Annotated in this window: 25 protein-coding genes and 1 pseudogene; 23 read left to right on the top strand and 3 right to left on the bottom strand. The window is 39.5% G+C overall.

The genetic code is table 11. The annotated features are described in order from the left end of the window. Positions 1-63 precede the first annotated feature (63 nt). Positions 64-317 (bottom strand): annotated as a pseudogene (locus tag QF049_RS11475) (hypothetical protein). A gap of 57 nt (positions 318-374) precedes the next feature. Between QF049_RS11475 and QF049_RS11470 the strand changes: the two are divergent. Together QF049_RS11470 and QF049_RS11465 are read left to right on the top strand one after the other, a co-directional pair. Further along, complete coding sequence (locus tag QF049_RS11470) at positions 375-602, top strand: helix-turn-helix domain-containing protein (protein WP_307537524.1); 228 nt, start codon at positions 375-377, stop codon at positions 600-602. Positions 603-780: 178 nt separating this feature from the next. Continuing rightward, positions 781-1182, top strand: coding sequence for a GNAT family N-acetyltransferase (locus QF049_RS11465; protein ID WP_150367609.1), 402 nt, complete (start codon positions 781-783; stop codon positions 1180-1182). A gap of 147 nt (positions 1183-1329) precedes the next feature. Here the strand turns inward: QF049_RS11465 and QF049_RS11460 are convergent, their stop codons facing one another. Then, complete coding sequence (locus tag QF049_RS11460) at positions 1330-1617, bottom strand: hypothetical protein (RefSeq protein ID WP_076208813.1); 288 nt, start codon at positions 1615-1617, stop codon at positions 1330-1332. Between the two features lie 171 nt (positions 1618-1788). Here QF049_RS11460 and QF049_RS11455 point away from each other — a divergent pair, with 171 nt between their 5' ends. The 16 genes from QF049_RS11455 to QF049_RS11385 all read left to right on the top strand — a co-directional run bounded on the left by QF049_RS11455 (position 1789) and on the right by QF049_RS11385 (position 12482). Next, on the top strand, positions 1789-1992 hold the full coding sequence (locus QF049_RS11455) for a helix-turn-helix domain-containing protein (RefSeq protein ID WP_307537520.1): 204 nt from the start codon (positions 1789-1791) through the stop codon (positions 1990-1992). 205 nt (positions 1993-2197) lie between these two features. Then, the gene (locus QF049_RS11450) at positions 2198-2722 is read left to right on the top strand and encodes a P-loop NTPase family protein (protein WP_307537517.1); all 525 of its coding nucleotides are present in this window, start codon (positions 2198-2200) and stop codon (positions 2720-2722) included. 340 nt (positions 2723-3062) lie between these two features. Continuing rightward, positions 3063-3491, top strand: coding sequence for a hypothetical protein (locus tag QF049_RS11445; protein WP_307537515.1), 429 nt, complete (start codon positions 3063-3065; stop codon positions 3489-3491). 52 nt (positions 3492-3543) lie between these two features. Further along, positions 3544-3945 carry an NUDIX hydrolase gene (locus QF049_RS11440; protein WP_307537513.1) on the top strand — a complete coding sequence of 134 codons (402 nt, stop codon included), beginning with the start codon at positions 3544-3546 and terminating at the stop codon, positions 3943-3945. A gap of 168 nt (positions 3946-4113) precedes the next feature. Further along, positions 4114-5097: a phosphotransferase enzyme family protein gene (locus QF049_RS11435; protein WP_307537511.1), complete on the top strand. Its 984-nt coding sequence runs from the start codon at positions 4114-4116 to the stop codon at positions 5095-5097. A gap of 282 nt (positions 5098-5379) precedes the next feature. Continuing rightward, positions 5380-5949 carry a YfiT family bacillithiol transferase gene (locus QF049_RS11430; RefSeq protein WP_307537509.1) on the top strand — a complete coding sequence of 190 codons (570 nt, stop codon included), beginning with the start codon at positions 5380-5382 and terminating at the stop codon, positions 5947-5949. Between the two features lie 183 nt (positions 5950-6132). Beyond that, positions 6133-6672 carry a helicase gene (locus QF049_RS11425; protein ID WP_307543210.1) on the top strand — a complete coding sequence of 180 codons (540 nt, stop codon included), beginning with the start codon at positions 6133-6135 and terminating at the stop codon, positions 6670-6672. A gap of 61 nt (positions 6673-6733) precedes the next feature. After that, entirely contained in the window at positions 6734-7390 is a 657-nt protein-coding gene (locus QF049_RS11420; protein ID WP_307537507.1) for a DUF4367 domain-containing protein, read from the top strand. Between the two features lie 30 nt (positions 7391-7420). Then, positions 7421-7903, top strand: coding sequence for a DinB family protein (locus QF049_RS11415; protein ID WP_307537505.1), 483 nt, complete (start codon positions 7421-7423; stop codon positions 7901-7903). A gap of 54 nt (positions 7904-7957) precedes the next feature. Then, on the top strand, positions 7958-8476 hold the full coding sequence (locus tag QF049_RS11410) for a phosphotransferase-like protein (protein WP_307537503.1): 519 nt from the start codon (positions 7958-7960) through the stop codon (positions 8474-8476). A 79-nt stretch (positions 8477-8555) separates the two neighbouring features. After that, positions 8556-8684 (top strand): DUF6886 family protein, encoded by a 129-nt coding sequence (locus tag QF049_RS31375; protein ID WP_373428230.1) that lies wholly within the window; start codon positions 8556-8558, stop codon positions 8682-8684. Positions 8685-8910: 226 nt separating this feature from the next. Next, entirely contained in the window at positions 8911-9369 is a 459-nt protein-coding gene (locus QF049_RS11405; RefSeq protein ID WP_219845134.1) for a DUF5662 family protein, read from the top strand. 202 nt (positions 9370-9571) lie between these two features. Further along, on the top strand, positions 9572-10306 hold the full coding sequence (locus QF049_RS11400) for an AAC(3) family N-acetyltransferase (RefSeq protein WP_307537499.1): 735 nt from the start codon (positions 9572-9574) through the stop codon (positions 10304-10306). A 35-nt stretch (positions 10307-10341) separates the two neighbouring features. Further along, positions 10342-10821, top strand: a complete 480-nt coding sequence (locus tag QF049_RS11395) for a DinB family protein (RefSeq protein WP_307537497.1) — start codon at positions 10342-10344, stop codon at positions 10819-10821. Positions 10822-10908: 87 nt separating this feature from the next. Beyond that, entirely contained in the window at positions 10909-11844 is a 936-nt protein-coding gene (locus QF049_RS11390) for an acetamidase/formamidase family protein (protein ID WP_307537495.1), read from the top strand. A gap of 113 nt (positions 11845-11957) precedes the next feature. Further along, positions 11958-12482 carry an HAD-IA family hydrolase gene (locus tag QF049_RS11385; protein ID WP_307537492.1) on the top strand — a complete coding sequence of 175 codons (525 nt, stop codon included), beginning with the start codon at positions 11958-11960 and terminating at the stop codon, positions 12480-12482. A 32-nt stretch (positions 12483-12514) separates the two neighbouring features. Here QF049_RS11385 and QF049_RS11380 read toward each other — a convergent pair whose 3' ends face one another. After that, positions 12515-12964 (bottom strand): DUF1569 domain-containing protein, encoded by a 450-nt coding sequence (locus QF049_RS11380; RefSeq protein WP_307537489.1) that lies wholly within the window; start codon positions 12962-12964, stop codon positions 12515-12517. Positions 12965-13121: 157 nt separating this feature from the next. On the opposite strand from QF049_RS11380, the gene QF049_RS11375 reads away from it, so the two are divergent. From QF049_RS11375 to QF049_RS11355, 5 genes are all read left to right on the top strand, one after another. Then, positions 13122-13898 carry a class I SAM-dependent methyltransferase gene (locus QF049_RS11375; RefSeq protein WP_307537487.1) on the top strand — a complete coding sequence of 259 codons (777 nt, stop codon included), beginning with the start codon at positions 13122-13124 and terminating at the stop codon, positions 13896-13898. Positions 13899-13942: 44 nt separating this feature from the next. Then, entirely contained in the window at positions 13943-14767 is an 825-nt protein-coding gene (locus QF049_RS11370; protein WP_307537485.1) for a methyltransferase domain-containing protein, read from the top strand. Positions 14768-14857: 90 nt separating this feature from the next. Further along, complete coding sequence (locus QF049_RS11365; protein ID WP_307537483.1) at positions 14858-15790, top strand: hypothetical protein; 933 nt, start codon at positions 14858-14860, stop codon at positions 15788-15790. Between the two features lie 96 nt (positions 15791-15886). Beyond that, positions 15887-16693, top strand: coding sequence for a phosphotransferase family protein (locus tag QF049_RS11360; RefSeq protein WP_307537481.1), 807 nt, complete (start codon positions 15887-15889; stop codon positions 16691-16693). A 178-nt stretch (positions 16694-16871) separates the two neighbouring features. Continuing rightward, positions 16872-17318, top strand: coding sequence for a GNAT family N-acetyltransferase (locus QF049_RS11355; protein ID WP_307537478.1), 447 nt, complete (start codon positions 16872-16874; stop codon positions 17316-17318). The last annotated feature ends 20 nt before the right edge of the window (positions 17319-17338 follow it).

Raw genomic sequence — 17338 nt, 5'->3', positions numbered from 1 at the left:
TGAACGTGCAGGACGTTATACGACGGAATCAAAAACAATAGAAAAAGAGGGTCATATAACCCTCTAAATACTAGAATTCTGCAATTCACTAAATAGTTGTAGGGCATCTTTGAAACCTTGTATGCAGATACTTCTTTCTAGGATGGTTTGGAATGAGATTTATGCGTCTTCGTAAAGAAAACTGTATGTTGAAGTTGATCGGGCAAAGCATAACGAAGTGTTTTAAAGTATTTATCTGTCTCCGTAGAAAGCTGAGTATACTCGCTATGACACTCCAGAAGCTTAGTATAGAGCAAATCTAAACGTATTCTTATCAGTGGTTCTGTTGATGATTACTAATATGAAAGATAAGATAGAATTATCGAGGGGAAAAGATGAACATAATCAAGTGTAATATACGAGAACTCATGGCGGAACATCGAATAGATGATATAACAGAATTGATGGCAAAATCGGGCTTAAGTCGGAATTCGATCAATAAGCTCTATAGGGAAACAAATATAGAAACAACAAAGCTGGAAACCTTATTCAAGCTATGCGATACATTTAATTGTAAATTATCTGATTTGATTGAATACGTACCAGGAGAAAATAGATCGTGAAGGTCAATTCGAGAAGCGATTCCATCCTATAACATAATATTCAAACATTGCTCCTTGGGAGCCTGGGGCTGCGGATGGATTTTGAGAAGAGTTTCAGCAAACATCCCCTTCGGGGTTCTTGAATATAGAAACGTTGTCCAATACTCCCAATCCAAACAACAAGCATAGGAGCAATATAATGACAATCATTTTCAAAGAAATAAAAGACATTGATACACAAGCAATACAAGAACTGTTTCACTCGGTGGACTGGAAATCAGGAGATTTCCCAGAAGATCTTAGACAAGCAATAAACAACTCGCATACGGTTATTACTGCATGGGATGATACCAAATTAGTTGGTTTAATAAATGCATTGTCTGACGGCGTGATGACAGTATATTTTCATTACATGTTAGTACACAAAGAATATCAATCATTAGGAATTGGAAAGAGAATGATGGAACAAATGCTTAGTCGATATTCTAATATCAAAACAAAAGTGCTTATATCCTATGATAGTGCAGAAAAGTTCTATGGATTATTTGGATTTAAGCCAGAAGAAGGAACTAAAGCCATGTTTATTTCAGATATGGTATAGCATGAAGAGGGATTTCAGTAGCAAGGAATCATACTCGTTGGACACATCCGCACCGCCGTTGAATTCTAGCGGGGACTTAAGTCGGTGGGACGTCGTGAATACAGGAACGTTTTCGACAGACTCAAATGAAAAGAGAGCCATTGGCTCTCAATTAGATGATATATTTAATTCATTATGTAATTGAAGAGCATCCTTAAAACCTTGTAAGTAGATTTCACGTTCTAAGATTGCTTGAACAGAAAGGTCTGCGTCATCGTAAAGAAATAGAGTTTTATGCATATCCTGAGGTAAAAGTTCATGTAACTGTTTGAAGTAAAGATTCCGATCGGAGGAGTATTGATTATAGATGGAGTTATTTTTGAGAAGATCGATATATAGAGCTTCAATCCGATTACGTATCAAAGAATCAAGTAGGACTTCTAAAGAATTGTGCATAAATGATCACCATCCGTTATGTTTTATTTTGCGAATAAAAATTTAACTTATTAAATATTATTTTATCATAATGAAATTTATAGTCAAGACATGTCAAAGATATTTTTGATTAAGAAAATATAATTTCATATAATTAAAGAAAAATTTAATTCGGAAATGAAGGGATACCAGATGATAAGTTATAAACCATTTCAAAAATTATTGATTGACAGGGAGATTAAGAAGCAGGATTTATTGAAAATGACGGGGATTTCATCGGCAACGATGGCAAAACTCAATACGAATGAGTATGTATCTTTAGAAGTAATCGATAAATTATGTACGGCATTGGGATGCCAGCCCGGAGATCTATTGGAGCATATAGAAGATCAATGATGGGATGAGAGCATCTTCTGGTTACTCAAAGATGAGATTCTGTCGTATAACATAATATTCAAGCAGCGGCTCCTAATGGAGTCATGGTCTGCTGGATGGATTTCGAAGATGATATTATGGTAGACACCTCCAAGTTTGTTGATCTGCATAAAAACAGGAAGGTGATTAGGAATCACTGCAATAAATTAAAGAGGAGAAGCTAATTATGTCTAGACCTTTAAGAATTCATATTATAGGTTCAACCGGTAGCGGAAAAACATATCTTGGTCAAGTTTTGTCAGAGAAGTTAAATATAAAATTTTACGAACTAGATACAGTCATGTGGAGCAGTAGAGTGGAATTTTCAGGGAAGAATCCGCCAGACGTGAGAGATAAATTACTACATAAAATAATTGATAATGATAGTTGGATTGTAGAGGGAGTATATTATAAATGGCTATCTGATAGCTTTTCAAGAGCAGATGTAATTTATTACCTAGATACTAATGTGTTGATTCGACATTTTAGAATTATCATGAGATTTGTTAAACAAAGAATAGGCGCCGAAAGATCTATATACAAGCAAACATTAAAAGGACTAATTGAAATGCTTATCTGGAATCATAAATTTAATAGTACAAATCGGAAAGAGATCTGTAGTTTCTTATCCCCTTATAAAGACAAAGTGATAATCTTAAAAACCAACAGGCAAATGATAAGTTTACTCAATGAAGGCAGTGAAATCACATAACTCCGCATTCACACATCGGGATATACGTCCTTCTGTCAGCAGAAGTTTCAGCAGAGAATCAGGAGACGTGTATATCAAGAATTTATTTTGTTCCTTGTTTAAAGTGAATAAAGGATATTGGGAAGGTCATAGAGAATTAAAGAACGAATTAGATGAAGCGATTAGAAGATATGAACAAGCTAGAAACATGATAGAAGCTCACATAAGTGATTACAGAACTAGTGACTTGTAACAGGGTGCAAGAATCTCGACATTCATTCGCAGTACACCCAGCACACGCTGGGTCTTAAATACAGAAAAGTTTTGTGAAATCGACGAAACTATTTAACAAGGGTGAACAATGAAGATAATAAGAGATAGGGAAGAACTTGAAGGAACTGGTTATATTGAAGTTTTACCCGGGAAGTACCTTGGGCAATGTTGGAATGAAAACTCAATTTACTTTGATGAAGAAGTATTCGGCTATATAGAGAAATCAATAGAAAATATATTTTCTGGATATGATCATTATGCATTTAATGAAATACATCGAAAAACGTGGGGGCCTATCCTTGAGAATTTGAAAACGTTTGCTAATCTTCTTGATGAGAAAGTAACAATTGAATTAATAAATGAACATGTATATTTCTTCTTCGGCAGTTCTAAAGATGAGTTTCAACAAGATTTTCTCAATAGTGTTCAGAGACTTCGTGAATTAATCATAGAGTTTGTTGTATGGATTAAAAAGCAATTAACAACTCAAGATTATGTTTCAGTTCTAGGCATTTAGCATAGCTATTAGAGGAAGAGTGGTTATTTAAACCAACATAGGAGGAATTAGAATGAAATTTATCGTTTCTGCAAGTGTAATCGTTCTCAATGAACATAATGAGATTTTACTCATGAAAGGTCGAAGAGGTTGGGAAATGCCTCAAGGTTGTGTTGAAGAAGGAGAGACTATTAGGCAGGCAGCAGTTCGAGAAGTGAAAGAGGAAACAGGGATTGACATCGAATTAATTAAATTTTGTGGTTTGTATCAGAACATAACGCGCGGCGTATGCAACAATATATTTACTGGAAAACCGATTGGTGGAGCTTTAACTACCAGTGATGAAAGTGAAGAGGTGGGCTACTTTACTTTAGAAGAAGCTCAACAGATGATAACATGGGGGAATTTCTATAACAGAATTCAAAATGCATTAGATGAGAAAAGCCATCCTTTTTTGATTGAATTTTCAGAATGAAGGTCATCCATCAGATCACAATAAATTCACGCTTCGGAGATTAGCTCTCTATCCGGCATTCTCCGGACACCCTGCGTAAGCTGGTTAGTGAATACAGGAACGTTAGATGAAACACTCCGAAACTCACACTTGAATGAATTAACATTGAAGTAGAAAAGGAGAATCATTTTGGTTGGTAATGAAATACTTTCTCAAGCAGCTAATTCATTTGGATTTGATACTAATACGTTAAAGTTCGTAAGCAACTCTTGTAATGAAGTATACAGGTTTAATAAAGGGAATAAGGAATATTTTTTACGTTTATCTAAAAAACCAGTTGAATTTGAGCTTAATATTAAGGCAGAAGTCCATTGGGTACGGTATTTAGTTGAAAGAGGGATTCATGCAGCTTTGCCAATCCAAACTATAGAAGGTGAATTAACTGCTGTATGTAACCACTATGAAAAGTGTTATATTGCAACTGTGTTCGAAGGAGCTCCTGGCATTTTTTTCGATAGCGATCCACAATTATGGGGACAGAGCTTGTTTAAAACATGGGGCGAAACAATGGGGTCAATGCATCGGTTGACAAAATCTTATGATCCTGGCGATTTGAAAGACAAAAGGATGGAATGGAATGTAGCGGAAATAAACAATCCACATTTACATTTTGGTAATTATCAAATACTCCTCAATAAACTCAGAACAATTGAAAAGGAAATGAAAAACCTGCCTAAAAACAAAGAATCATACGGTTTGATCCATTATGACTTTCATCCTTATAATTTTCTTATCGATCAAGGGGAAATAACTGTTTTTGATTTTGATGATTCGTTGTACGGGTGGTTTGCACTTGATATTGGAATCGCCGCTACTCACGCTGTTTGGTGGGGTTCACATTATAAGGCTTGGAGATCGAAACATGAATTTGCAAAGCATTTCTTAAATGAATTTCTAGAAGGTTATTTCAAGCAGAACAGCATTGAGCAAGAATGGATCCATAGGATCCCTTTGTTTATGGAATATAGAAATATTAGTTCCTTCTTTTGGTGGCTTAACAATTGGAATGGGAAGGAAGAGAATCTTAATGATTTTCAAAAGAATGCTATTATTGAAGCGGTAAAACTTATTGAAAGTGACAAACCTCTTGATGGATGTGATATCAAATTATAGGATGTGGGGGCCCTGACGTAAAGGAGTAATGAGGGTCGTCTAACAATACATAAAGCATCGGACTTACTTCCTTGGCCCGCAGACGAAACCTCAATAAATTGGAGAAAAATATACTCCATATGACACTCTATAAGCTCTGCATTATGGGTAGACTCCACCTTAAAGTTGCTCCTCTCTTGGGTTGGTGATGTTCTAGACAAACACCATTCGACCCAAGTTAGAGGTTGCTTCTTTTTTTTGCTTTTACACTTCGCAAATGGAACATTGTGGGTTATATTGGATATGATTTGGTTCTATAGTAGAGAAATGGAGAGGTGGTCAACTTTGGATGAGAATATACGCTTTCCGATCGGACACTTTGAGCCAAGTCTTAAATTCTCTAATGAGGACCGAATACACATCATAGGTCAAATTCCCGGAATTACGAAGTCCTTAAGAGAAATTACACAACATCTCAACGATGATCAACTTTGTACTCCTTATCGTGATGGTGGTTGGACGATTACACAGATTGTGCACCACCTTGCAGACAATGACATGAACGCTTATATCAGATTCAAGAGAGCGTTAACTGAAGATGAACCAGTGGCGAGCTCATATCGAGAGGATTTATGGGCATCATTACATGATTACAGGAGTATGCCCCTCGAAGATTCAATTTTGCTGATGGAGATACTGCACAAGCGACTTCTCACGCTGTTGTATGGTTTACATCCCAATCAGTTTAGACGAAAACTCCGAACAGAAGTGTTAGGTACAACTACATTGGATATCGCGATTCAAAGATTTGTATGGCACGGACAGCATCATATTGCTCAAATTAAATCTTGTATAACATTGCAAGGGTGGTAGGGTCTATACATCTCAAGTGTGGAGGTCACATATGGGGAATTGTGAATTGAATTTCTAATGAGGAGCCTTTGGTCTGCTGCTATCATTTACCGGGGTCTGTATGTAAACGGATTCAGAACAAGGTGAGTGACTGCGTTTGAAATATAAAGTCAAATATAAGAAAACTAGATTAGGGGGATACGGATATTGATTGAAGATGAAAAAGTATACCCTGACGGTTCAGTTGAAATAAGAATTGTAAACGTTGGTGGCTTAACAAAGCCACAACTTATTGAGAAACTGGACGAACACTCTATTCTATTGAATAAATATGGAGAACAGTTGATAAATGATGAGAGATTTATAGTTTCCAGTATGAAGCGAAACTTGCAAACGGTCGAGTTGACCGTCAGACAACTTGGATTTTCGGATGGTGCTACGACTCTCCAGTTATTTCGAAGAGCAAATGAACTTGGGTTGGAATGTTGTCCGGTTGAGTTAGGACCTTATTTAAGACTGCAATATTTGGATCAGCCTGAGATAGGTTCTACCCATATTTCAGAGGAGAAGAAAGCTCCGTCCGGCTCCATTACTATAGCATCTGAAGCCCTTACGGAGGATATTGATTTTCCAAAAGGTTTTTATCTCAGACGAAAAAACGACAAGTTATGGTTACGGGGATATCTTGCGGACCATTTACATACTTGGAGTCCTTATGATCGCTTTATCTTCTGTCGCGCTTAGCTACTATTGTATGAAGAACGAAAGGTATTTTGGTATTTGAAAGGGAAGGAGTTCAACACCAATGGATATTAAAAACAAAAGCGGAGATGTGCTTGGAAAAATTCAAATTGAATCCTTACGCAAAGATAGTGCGATTGACCGGATCGTCATTGACTTAAAGCCTGGTGAGGGGAAGGCGATTTATACCGCAGATGTTACAGAGAACCAATTCACGCAACAGACCAATTATGCAGCCATTCCATGGGAAGACGGGTTCGAACAATTGCAGAAACTTTATTCTCCATGGCAGCCGAAATTTCCGATTGATTCTGATATCGATGCCATTCATGTATTTTATGGATTTGATAATTTAACTCCGCAAGAAATCGAAGAAATGGTTGAAGAAAGTAACAGGTCAGGCAGCAATGTAGTGATACGAGATCTGAAGCCAAATAAGAGGGTTGTGGGCATGAGCATCACGTATCAAGAATACGGTGGTTATAAACTTAATATTTTTGGAACAACAAAGAGCCGAATCACGTTGCCTGATCATGATGGTACTACGGTTAAGCAAATAGCCATACGTGGCGTCCAAACATTTTATGTTGTCAATAACGAAACTTCCCAATTGATATGGATCGAAGAGGATGTGCATGGGAAGGCACTTCAATACGAGATCATTGGCAGAAATATGTCAGAAGATCTTGTGATGGAGATTACGAATTCAATGAACGGATAAATTTTATATTATTTTGAGTGAGGTGCAACGATGAGTTACAAAGCTATTCTCATAGACCAATTAAACGCCTGTTATCATGACAAGAGCTGGTTTACTCCGCTTCATGATATGTTGACAGACCTCAATGCTGCGGAAGCCGCTTATGTAAAGAATGAGGGAGAGCATTCCATTTGGGCGATCGTCAATCATCTTGTTTTCTGGAATGAGAGGTGGCTTGAGAGATATGTTGCCGAACAGGTCGACGGGCTGCATTCAGTGAATAATGAGGATACATTTGACATAGATCCGTCTAACCTGAACGATGTGGAGTGGCGCAAGACACTACATAGACTGAAAACCGTTTTTAGTGATTGGAACAGGGCACTCGAAGATAGCGATGAACATAAACTGACCCGTGAAATTCCTTCTTATTTCAACGCGCCTTGGTGGGGAGTTGTATCGAATCTATGTATTCATAATGCCTATCATATTGGCCAGATCATGCTGCTCAAAAAATCAATGAAACACACGTAGTACACGCTGTATTGCGTTTACAAAATTATACTTAAGCAAAGGAAGATGACTTTCATGGAAAAAGGCAAAATTATATTTTTGAACGGTGTAACGAGCTCTGGTAAAACTTCAATTGTAGAGGCGATGCAATCATACGATGATCCGTTTTTCTATGTGGTCGCTAATGATCTTTTTGAAAATACGATCGGGGATAAACATCTTCAGACGGATTACTGGAAGTATCTGAGTGAAGCGATTGTAATGATGTATCATACGGCAAAAGTATTCTCAGACCATGGCAAGCATGTACTGATCGATGGCATACTTGTGGAAAGACCGGAGCTTGCGCCGCATTATGAACAAGTCAAACAGATTTTTGAAGGGTATCCACTGGATATCGTTGAGTTATATTGCCCTCTCGATATCTGTCGTCAGCGTAACATTGAGCGTGGTGATCGCAGAGAAGAGCAATCGGATGAGCAACATCAAATTATGGCTTCCGACATTCAGTATAGTTATTCGGTGGATACGAGTGTGCATACACCTGAGGAATGTGCCGAGATGATTATCAATACGCTGTTTAAAAGTGAATAAAGGTTCACTGTATGAATTGAAGAGAATGATTGTCCTCGAATTGTATTGAGGAGAACAATAGAGACCAGTGATGTAAACAATGAGTTGTTTTTTTAATCACACGGATGCAGATATCATTGTAACTGTTGAAAGAGATTGGTATTCAAGGATCGTACTACAAACGTTATATCGATACCATCTGGATGAAGCGTCCTTTCAATTTTTTTAATAAAACAGCTGGGTATTATATTTCCGATCAGGTGATTATACCAAGCTACATAGAGAAAGTAGTTCACTTGGTAGAAAGGCTTTTGCCAGAGGAGTTAAACTGCGATTTACAACGAATTTATATCCTTTAAGGGAGGCTGTAGTAAACTCAGATTTCAAGAGTTTTGGGATACACTGGTTCAATCATGCCAGGAAGCTGTAGGGTTCGAACATAGTAGGTTAGGGGGATGACATTGCTTTCTGCATATTGGAGGTACTTTTTATATGTAACTGAACATAAATTGAATGTTTTAATCGAGTGCTGGCATGAAGGTTTATATGCACAGGGGTTACTTCATGATTTATCCAAGTTTTGTCCTCAAGAATTTATTCCTTATGCAATCAAGTTTTATGCGGGTCGTAAAGATGAAGATACAGAACTAAGATGGAAGAACGCATGGTTACATCACCAGAATCATAATAAACATCATTGGGAGTACTGGATTGTAAACAGAACTACAAAAGAAGCTCTGCCTATGCCACAAAAATATTTTATAGAAATGGTATGTGACTGGAGGTCTTTTTCGAGAAAATGGGGCCGCAGAGTCAAAGATTCCAATTTGGCAGAACGCATGATGAACTCGGAAGATGTTATTCTACATCCAATGACGAGAGAAGCGCTTATGCAGTACTTATTAGAGAGGTGAATAATGTTGATCCAAGATGATATGCGCTTTTTGGAATTGGCCATAGAAGAGCGGGCTGCCGTAAAACGAAAAATGCGGAAAGAATGGAATGTTAGACGGGGAATTATCAATACAGTGTGGGATGAAAGGTTCATATGATAACAGGTGGAATTACAAAAAACACTCTGATTAATGATTTAAGACGATTAGTGTTAAGAAGGGCATGACGATAATCGTTCATTCCTCCTTCAAAGCAACAGGTAAGGTTATAGGCGGCCCGGTAAGTGTTATTTTAGCTCTGGAAGAAGCCGTTGGAACCAATGGAACCATTGTCATGCCCACTCAAACAGAACATCTTTGTGAACCTTCAGAGCATGACGCGAACCTGTCTTCAGAGGAAATTGAGTTTATCAAAGACAATATGCCTATTTATTATCCTGACTTAACACCAACCTCGTATATGGGCATCATTCCTGAGGTGTTTCGGAGGCAAGATGGTGTGTTTCGAAGCTCACATCCGCACATGTCTTTTGCTGCCTGGGGGAAAGAGGCAAAACGGATAACGGAAGATCACAACTTGCATTATGCATTAAATGAGAAATCTCCGTTAGGAAAAATCTATGATTTGAGTGGATACATTCTGTTACTTGGTGCACCTACAAATAGTAACACCTCCTTGCACCTGGCCGAATATAAACAGCAGAATACATTTGTTAAGCCAAAAGTCTGGGGAGTAAAAATGCTGGTGGATGGACTTGAACAATGGACTACATACGATGATATTAACAATGAATCGGATGATTTTGAATTAATTTTTAATGAGTTTAAGATCCAGACTAACGCTGTTACCGAAGGAATGGTAGGGAACGCTGTGAGTTATATGATACCCCAAAGAGAGATGGTTGATTATGCTTTGGGATGGATGAATCGGAACCGAAGAGAACATATAGAGCAGTGAATCATTTCAAAAAGATAGAAGGGGGAAATGTAATCATGACCAAAGAGATTGAAGATTTGCTTCAAACTTTTGAAGAATGGGCGTTGTTTGTCAAGACGATGACTCATCTCGACGAGAGCATATGGAATTCAAGCATGGAAGAAGGGAATTGGACGATAAAATCACTAGTAAGTCATATCATGTTATGGGACCGATATTTTTACAAGGAAGCGATTGAGAAGATTGCGCTGAAGCAGGAAGTTACGTTGAAACATACCAATTTTGAAGAGTTTAATCGCAAAGCTATTGAGTACGGGAACCGAACAGTGACGTCCGAAATCGTAAATAAGGCTATCACGTACCGCCATAAAATTATGAATGACATTCGAGGGTTATCGGAAGAACAGCTTCATCAGACGTATTTGGACGCAGAGGGTAACGTATTTTATATTCCCCAATACCTTAAAGATTTTATATGGCATGATCAGCATCATATGGAACAGTTGAAGAAATATCTTATCAACCTTGAAGCGTAAAGGATTTAGCAGTTAGGGGCCGGCACGGAATACAGCATGTTGCTTGCTTTGAATATAATATGTATCCCAAATCAGGGAGGGATTGTAGTGAGTACTCATACGATTGAATTAACTCAGGAAAATCTGATTGGTTTATTTACCAATGAGGTAACTCCCATATTGAGCGTGAAATCTGGTGACTCCATTCGTTTTCAGACGCTGGATGCGGGCTGGGGAACGGGTGTGAGTTATGCGGAACGCATGAAACCTTTTAATCGACAAGGTGAAAAAGATGGAGGTCATGCCTTAATCGGTCCGGTCTATATCGATGAGGCGAAGCAAGGGCAGACGTTGGAGATTGTTTTTAATGAGATCGTACCCGGGAGTTACGGGTTTACTTCCGCTGGCGGATATCCGAACTGGCAGAACCAGAAGTTACATCTAACAGAGGTTGAAGAACTGTCGCTGAACTGGACACTTGATCGCCAAACGATGAATGGAACCTGTGAAATAAAAGGAAAGTCCTTCACTGTATCTCTCTCGCCGTTTATGGGTGTAGTGGGCATGCCGCCAGAGTCAGGAGGAATTCATACGACTTGGCCGCCTCGCTATTGTGGAGGAAACATCGACTGCAAGGAACTGGTGCAGGGAAGTAAATTATATTTACCTATCCCCGTAGACGGAGGTTATCTCGCGATTGGTGATGGTCATGCACGGCAGGGAGACGGTGAAGGCAGCTGTCAGGCCATTGAATGTCTGATGAAAGTGGTGGATGTCACGCTTAATGTGATTGATGATATGATTTTGACCAATCCTCGTGCACATACGCCATCCGGCTGGATTACCTTCGGTTTTCATGAAGATCTGAATGAGGCTACGGTTCAAGCATTAGACGGCATGCTCAATCTGATGGGTGAGTTGTACGGATTAGATCGAGTGGAAGCGATTGCACTTGGAAGCGCGGTAATTGACCTGCGTATCACCCAAATTGTAAATGGCGTTAAGGGTGTGCATGCTGTCCTTCCACATGATGCTTTTAAGTAACTTTAGGCCTGTTATACGTCGTATTAGATGAACTTGGGGGTCGATAAAATGAAAGGCAGACCACAGATCGTTTTAGATATCGCAGGGGTTTTGTTAAGTAATATGTCGTTGACGTGCTGGAAAGATATGAGTCAGGAAACCAACCTATCGGCAGAATCTTTGAAAGTACACATTTTGCAGGAATCAAACGAAAGCTCTGGACAGGAATGATGAGGGAAGAAGAGTTCTGGCAATCGTTGAAGGAGATGTATCCCGAATTATCAATAAGCCGAGCGAAAGACATCTTGTACCATTCAATTGTTCCCTTACCAGCCGATCAATACCTTGAACGATGGAGTGAGTCCGCCGATATCCATCTACTCAGCAATCATTGCAAGGAATGGATTGAGCCGAATCTGAGCCGTTTAAGCTCATTTACCAAAAGTATAACCATCTCTAATCAAGTGGGTCTATGCAAGCCTGAGATTGAGATATACCAACGGGTCGAAACCTTCCTGGTAGCTGGAGAAGAGGTTCTATTTATAGATGATCAAGAGAAAAATTTACATTCTGCTAAGCTACTTGGCTGGGAGACTTTACTGGCTGACGAAGAAGGAGATTGGGTTAATGAAGTTGAGTTATTGCTATTTAGAATGTAATCCAGAAACCAATAAGTTCCGGGTATTACCTGCTAAACTCCAAATTGCTTTAGATGATGATCTAAATGCTTATATATGCCTTTACCCCATTGTTCGGCTGTTAATTTTCCGAAGAAGGGATGGGGGTGGCGCGAGAATTTTTCTGAAGCACCTTGTTGAAAGATATTAATCTGCTGCTCGAGTTTTTCTTTTTCTGCTATAAACTGTCGATGGTCATCAATAATGATTGTCGGGATCGTAGACATATTATGGGGCAAGGGCTTGTCATTATAAAACATTGGTTTTGCGAACCGTCCTATAAGTCTCCCAAGTAATCCTCTAGGTGGAAAAGCATTTCCTAAGGGGATATCATGAAATGCTGAACAGTGAGCCAGCATTTGAGAGACCTGCATCGTGCCCCATTCAGGGATGGAATTTTCACTAAGTTGATCCATGCGCTCTGTAATTTCAGCAGCATTTATCGTATCAAATATACTTTTCACAAGAACACCTCAGTCCTTCAGGATATATAATTTGAACTTGAACTATCATCATTCTATTATTGAAAGGTTTATCCTCTTACTATCAAGAATAATAAGATATGGTAAGTTTAGTCAATGTATTATGGGAAAATCACAATTGAAATCGGAGGATGCGAACTTGGAAAATAAGGAAACATTTAATCTCGTAGCAGATGAATATGAACGATATAGACCTGTCTATCCGAGTGAAATGTTTGATGATATTTTTACATACCTGAATCTTAATAAAGAGGATTCCATTCTTGAGATTGGCTGCGGAACGGGACAGGCCACAGGCGGATTGGTGAGCAAAGATTATACAAACATCACCTGTATTGAATTAGGCAGTAACTTGGCACAGTTCACCGCAGACAAATTCAAGTCATATCCATCGATTCAAGTAATCAACACTTCCTTTGAGGAATGGAATAACGAAGGAAAGCTATTTCAATTGATTGTGTCAGGAACGGCCTTTCACTTCATTGATCCGGAAGTTGGTTACCACCGGGCTTGGGAATTGCTAGAGAATACAGGCGGCATTGGTCTTTTCTGGACGATTCATGTACCGGTCTATGACCAGCTACACAATGAAATTCGTTCCCACTACATAGCATTAGCCCCTCATCTGGATGATTCTCAATATCCTTCGCCAGATGAAGTTATCCAGGAGCGTAAAGAAATAACAGAAAAATCCGGCTTGTTCACGGATATTGAGGTTAAGGAGTATAACTGGATACAGACTTGCTCCAGCGAAGAATATGTCGCTTTATTAAATACCAATTCCAAACATCAGCAGCTTTCTATTGATGTTCGGCGTTCACTTCTGGAGCGAGTCAAAGATTCCATTGATGCTGAAGGTGGAACGATCGATAAACAGCACAAGGTTGCTCTTTTCCTAGGGAAGAAGAAGGTCTAAGGATATATGTTTTTATTATTCTACTTAAGAACAGGAGAGAATATATGAGTGATCCGCGTTCAACATACAGTATCCAAACGGCAGTGTTAAGTTTACAAGAGGAATTAGAGAGGTTAAAGATGCAGGCGGTAATGGGGTGGTCCAAAGAATTCCGAAATCTAGAGTGGTATGGTTTGAAAAATGGAATGCGTGTATTGGAGGTCGGAAGCGGACCAGGTTACATTACAGAGCAACTATTGAACAGTCTGCCGGACAGCGAGCTTACCTCACTTGAGATTGATCGTTCACTGCAAGCACAAGCCAAAGAACGGCTGAAAGATATTCCTTCCAAGCGATTACAATTTGTAGAGTCATCCATCTACCAGATGGATCTGCCTGATGATTCTTTTGATTTTGTCGTGGCAAGACTTATCTTTCTTCATTTGAACAATCCTGACGAAGCTGCAAAAGAGATATATCGTGTACTGAAACCTGGCGGCCGCCTTGCCATTATTGATGTAGATGACGGCGTTTTTGGAGCAGTGAATCCTGATGTTCCTGCTTTGCATACGGTATTAATGAAAATTTCGGACTATGTGGCACAACACGGCGGTAATCGCTTAATTGGCAGAAGTCTGCCACGTCTCCTTTCTGAGAGCGGATACATCGATGTTGACATTGATTCTGTCCTTCAACATAGTGATGTACTGGGCATCGAAGGTTTCAAGCAGCAGTTTAATCTCAATCGTTTTATACATTTTGCTGAAAAAGGTGTGATCAGTTCGGAGGAATTTGCTCAGCTGCAACACGCTTCTGAAGCGATAAATCATTCGCCGGAAGCCTATGCCATGATGAATTTCATTACAGCTTGCGGCACGAAGCCATTGTAAGAACTGTGTACGTTTGAATTAAGCTTTACTTGCTCGGTGCTCGGACACTGTCTATGACAGACTAAGCTTCCTAAGAGACGGAGGATGGGAATGAATATCGCTCAAGCTTTCCAGGAAACTGTAGTGCGAGGAGATCATCAGGGTATGATTGATTTGCTCAAAAAATATGAACAATCCAGCAAGCTATCTGTCAATGAACGAGGTTGGGTCTACTGGAATATTTCCGATGGTTACGCCTTGTTAAGAGAGCCTGAACATCTTTATGCGAATCATCGGGCATTCTTCGAATGGGGGAAAGAAAACCTCGCCCCCGAGCAGTTACACTGGATCGTTTCGGATTCAACACAAGCGTTGTCATTATCTCGGGGGAACTACTTTGATCATTGGGTTGATTGGTACCAATATGCTTGTGATCATGCCCCGAAGTTGGATACCAACCGAGGTGCTCGATTCGAGAGCCATCGGGCTTTGGGTGGTTCGCTTTGGGTTTTGGAGAGATACAGTGAAATGGACAGTGTGCTTGAAAATATGAACCAACTCATACAAGAAGATGATACATGGTCCAATATTCTTTTTGCCCGGATTACATATAACAAACAGCGTCTGGCCTATCTGTATCATTCCAGTGACGTTAGAGAAGTAAATCTGCTTCTGGATGAAACGATGAATTTGGTAAACAAGATCGACTGGTCAGCATTAGGTCAAATAAAAAAAGAGGAAGTTGTAGGTAGCTGGGAACAATTGAATTCATCCAATAACTCACAGAGAGCTATTCACATTGCGATGAACAATCTGGCATGTATCTTGACAGATATTGAAAAGGTAGAGGGAAGTTTGGAGTTATTCAAGCGGCTGCAGGACAGTGGATATGCTTTGAATGGGTATGCTTTTTCTAAATATGTCTGTTCGGTCTGGAAGTCAGAGGGGGTTGAAGCTGTTAGGGAAGCGTTAGGAGCCAATAAATCTTTTGAAATCGCTGAACTGATTAAACATAGCCCTGTGCTTTCAGAGATCGAAGATTAGGTTTGAGTTTGTATAAAATAGGACTGCACTTCAAGGAATAAGAAAGAAGGAATGCATGAAGTGAACAATGACATCTTGTTAAACAGATTTCCAAATGTGAACATTGTTAAACTAACGGGTGGTTATACCAATACGACTCTTTTACTTGAGGGAACTGATCCGCAGATGATTGCTAAAATCTATCATGTAGATAATACAGATGCACGGACAGAAATAAACGCGCTAACGTTGTTAAATCATTCTGGTGTGACTCCTCGAATACATGATTGCTTTGAAAAAGAAAACAGGCTGTTTGTTATGATGGATTACGTTCCAGGTATAAACGCACAGATGCTGCTGGATCAAAATGGACGTGACCAAGGCAGAAAGATTTATGAGCAGCTTGGTATATATCTCGCCAGAGACGTGCACTCCATCAAACGATATGATTGCGAAGCAGAGCTGCCAGTCATAACGAAGTCCGCTATTGATGTGGAGGAACTGGAGTTTATCCCCTCTGGAATCAAAAGCATGGTAAAAGAAGTGTTGGACATTTCGGAACATGGGGAGCAAACTCTGATTCACGGAGATTACGGACCACATAATGTCATGTTATCCAACGATTCAATATTCATTTTGGACTGGGAGTGGGCAGGATGGGGCAATCCGTTGTTTGATATCGCATGGGTGGTGTGGTTTGTGCATCTTCATTATCCTCACATGGCAAAGGATCTGTCAGAAGTCTTCTTAAATGCATACACAGAACGTACAGATATTGAAGTAACAAATGATCTAATTAGGGCATATTCCACATCCAAAGTAATACAGATCATGAACCGAATCAAGAATGCTCATCCAGATGTACATAGGGAATGGCTGTGCAGATTAGAATGGACACTGCAAGCGAGCTTTGGCAAGGCTTAATCGGAAAAATTCGTTTAAACGCTTAAATATGTGAGAGGAGTGATGTGCTATGAGAAACAATACGAATCTGAGTAGAAGAAATGGAGTTGCCAGAGGTGTTTTTGTCTAGCGCAGAGGACCCAGGGAAGGGTTCTGAGGGATTCCTCTGTGTAATTCTCACTAGGAGGAATTTCAATCTATGATTCATTTAAAAAGTGTGTCGGTGGATAATTGGTATGCATGCACCCAACTGAGTGTAACCGAAGAACAGAAAAAAAGTTTTCCCGCGCCGGTTGTATATTGGATTGCTGAATCCAAGGTTGTGACCGATTTTCGACCCATGGCCATCTATGTTGATTCGGATCTGGTTGGTTTTGCTGTGTACTCAGATAAGCCAGATCATGACGATAACTATTGGCTTCTTGCGCTAATGATAGATACCAAATATCAGGGCAGAGGTTATGGAAGAGAATCGCTTAAGAAGTTGATTGATCTAATGAAAGAATCGCTGAATTGCAAATGCATCATGATTGGACACAGGCCGGAAAATGGTATCGCCGGGAATCTGTATGAATCACTTGGTTTTCAGAGAGTAAGTGAGGGATTGATCGATGGCGAAGTCGTTCGGCTTCTAAGATGCAAGTAGTGCCAAAAAACACGCGATTT

Origin of the sequence: Paenibacillus sp. W4I10 (genome assembly GCF_030816325.1) — a bacterium.
GTDB lineage: Bacteria > Bacillota > Bacilli > Paenibacillales > Paenibacillaceae > Paenibacillus > Paenibacillus amylolyticus_B.
The sequence above is the reverse complement of the archived record's forward strand: the minus strand, read 5'-3'. Positions and strand labels throughout refer to the sequence as shown.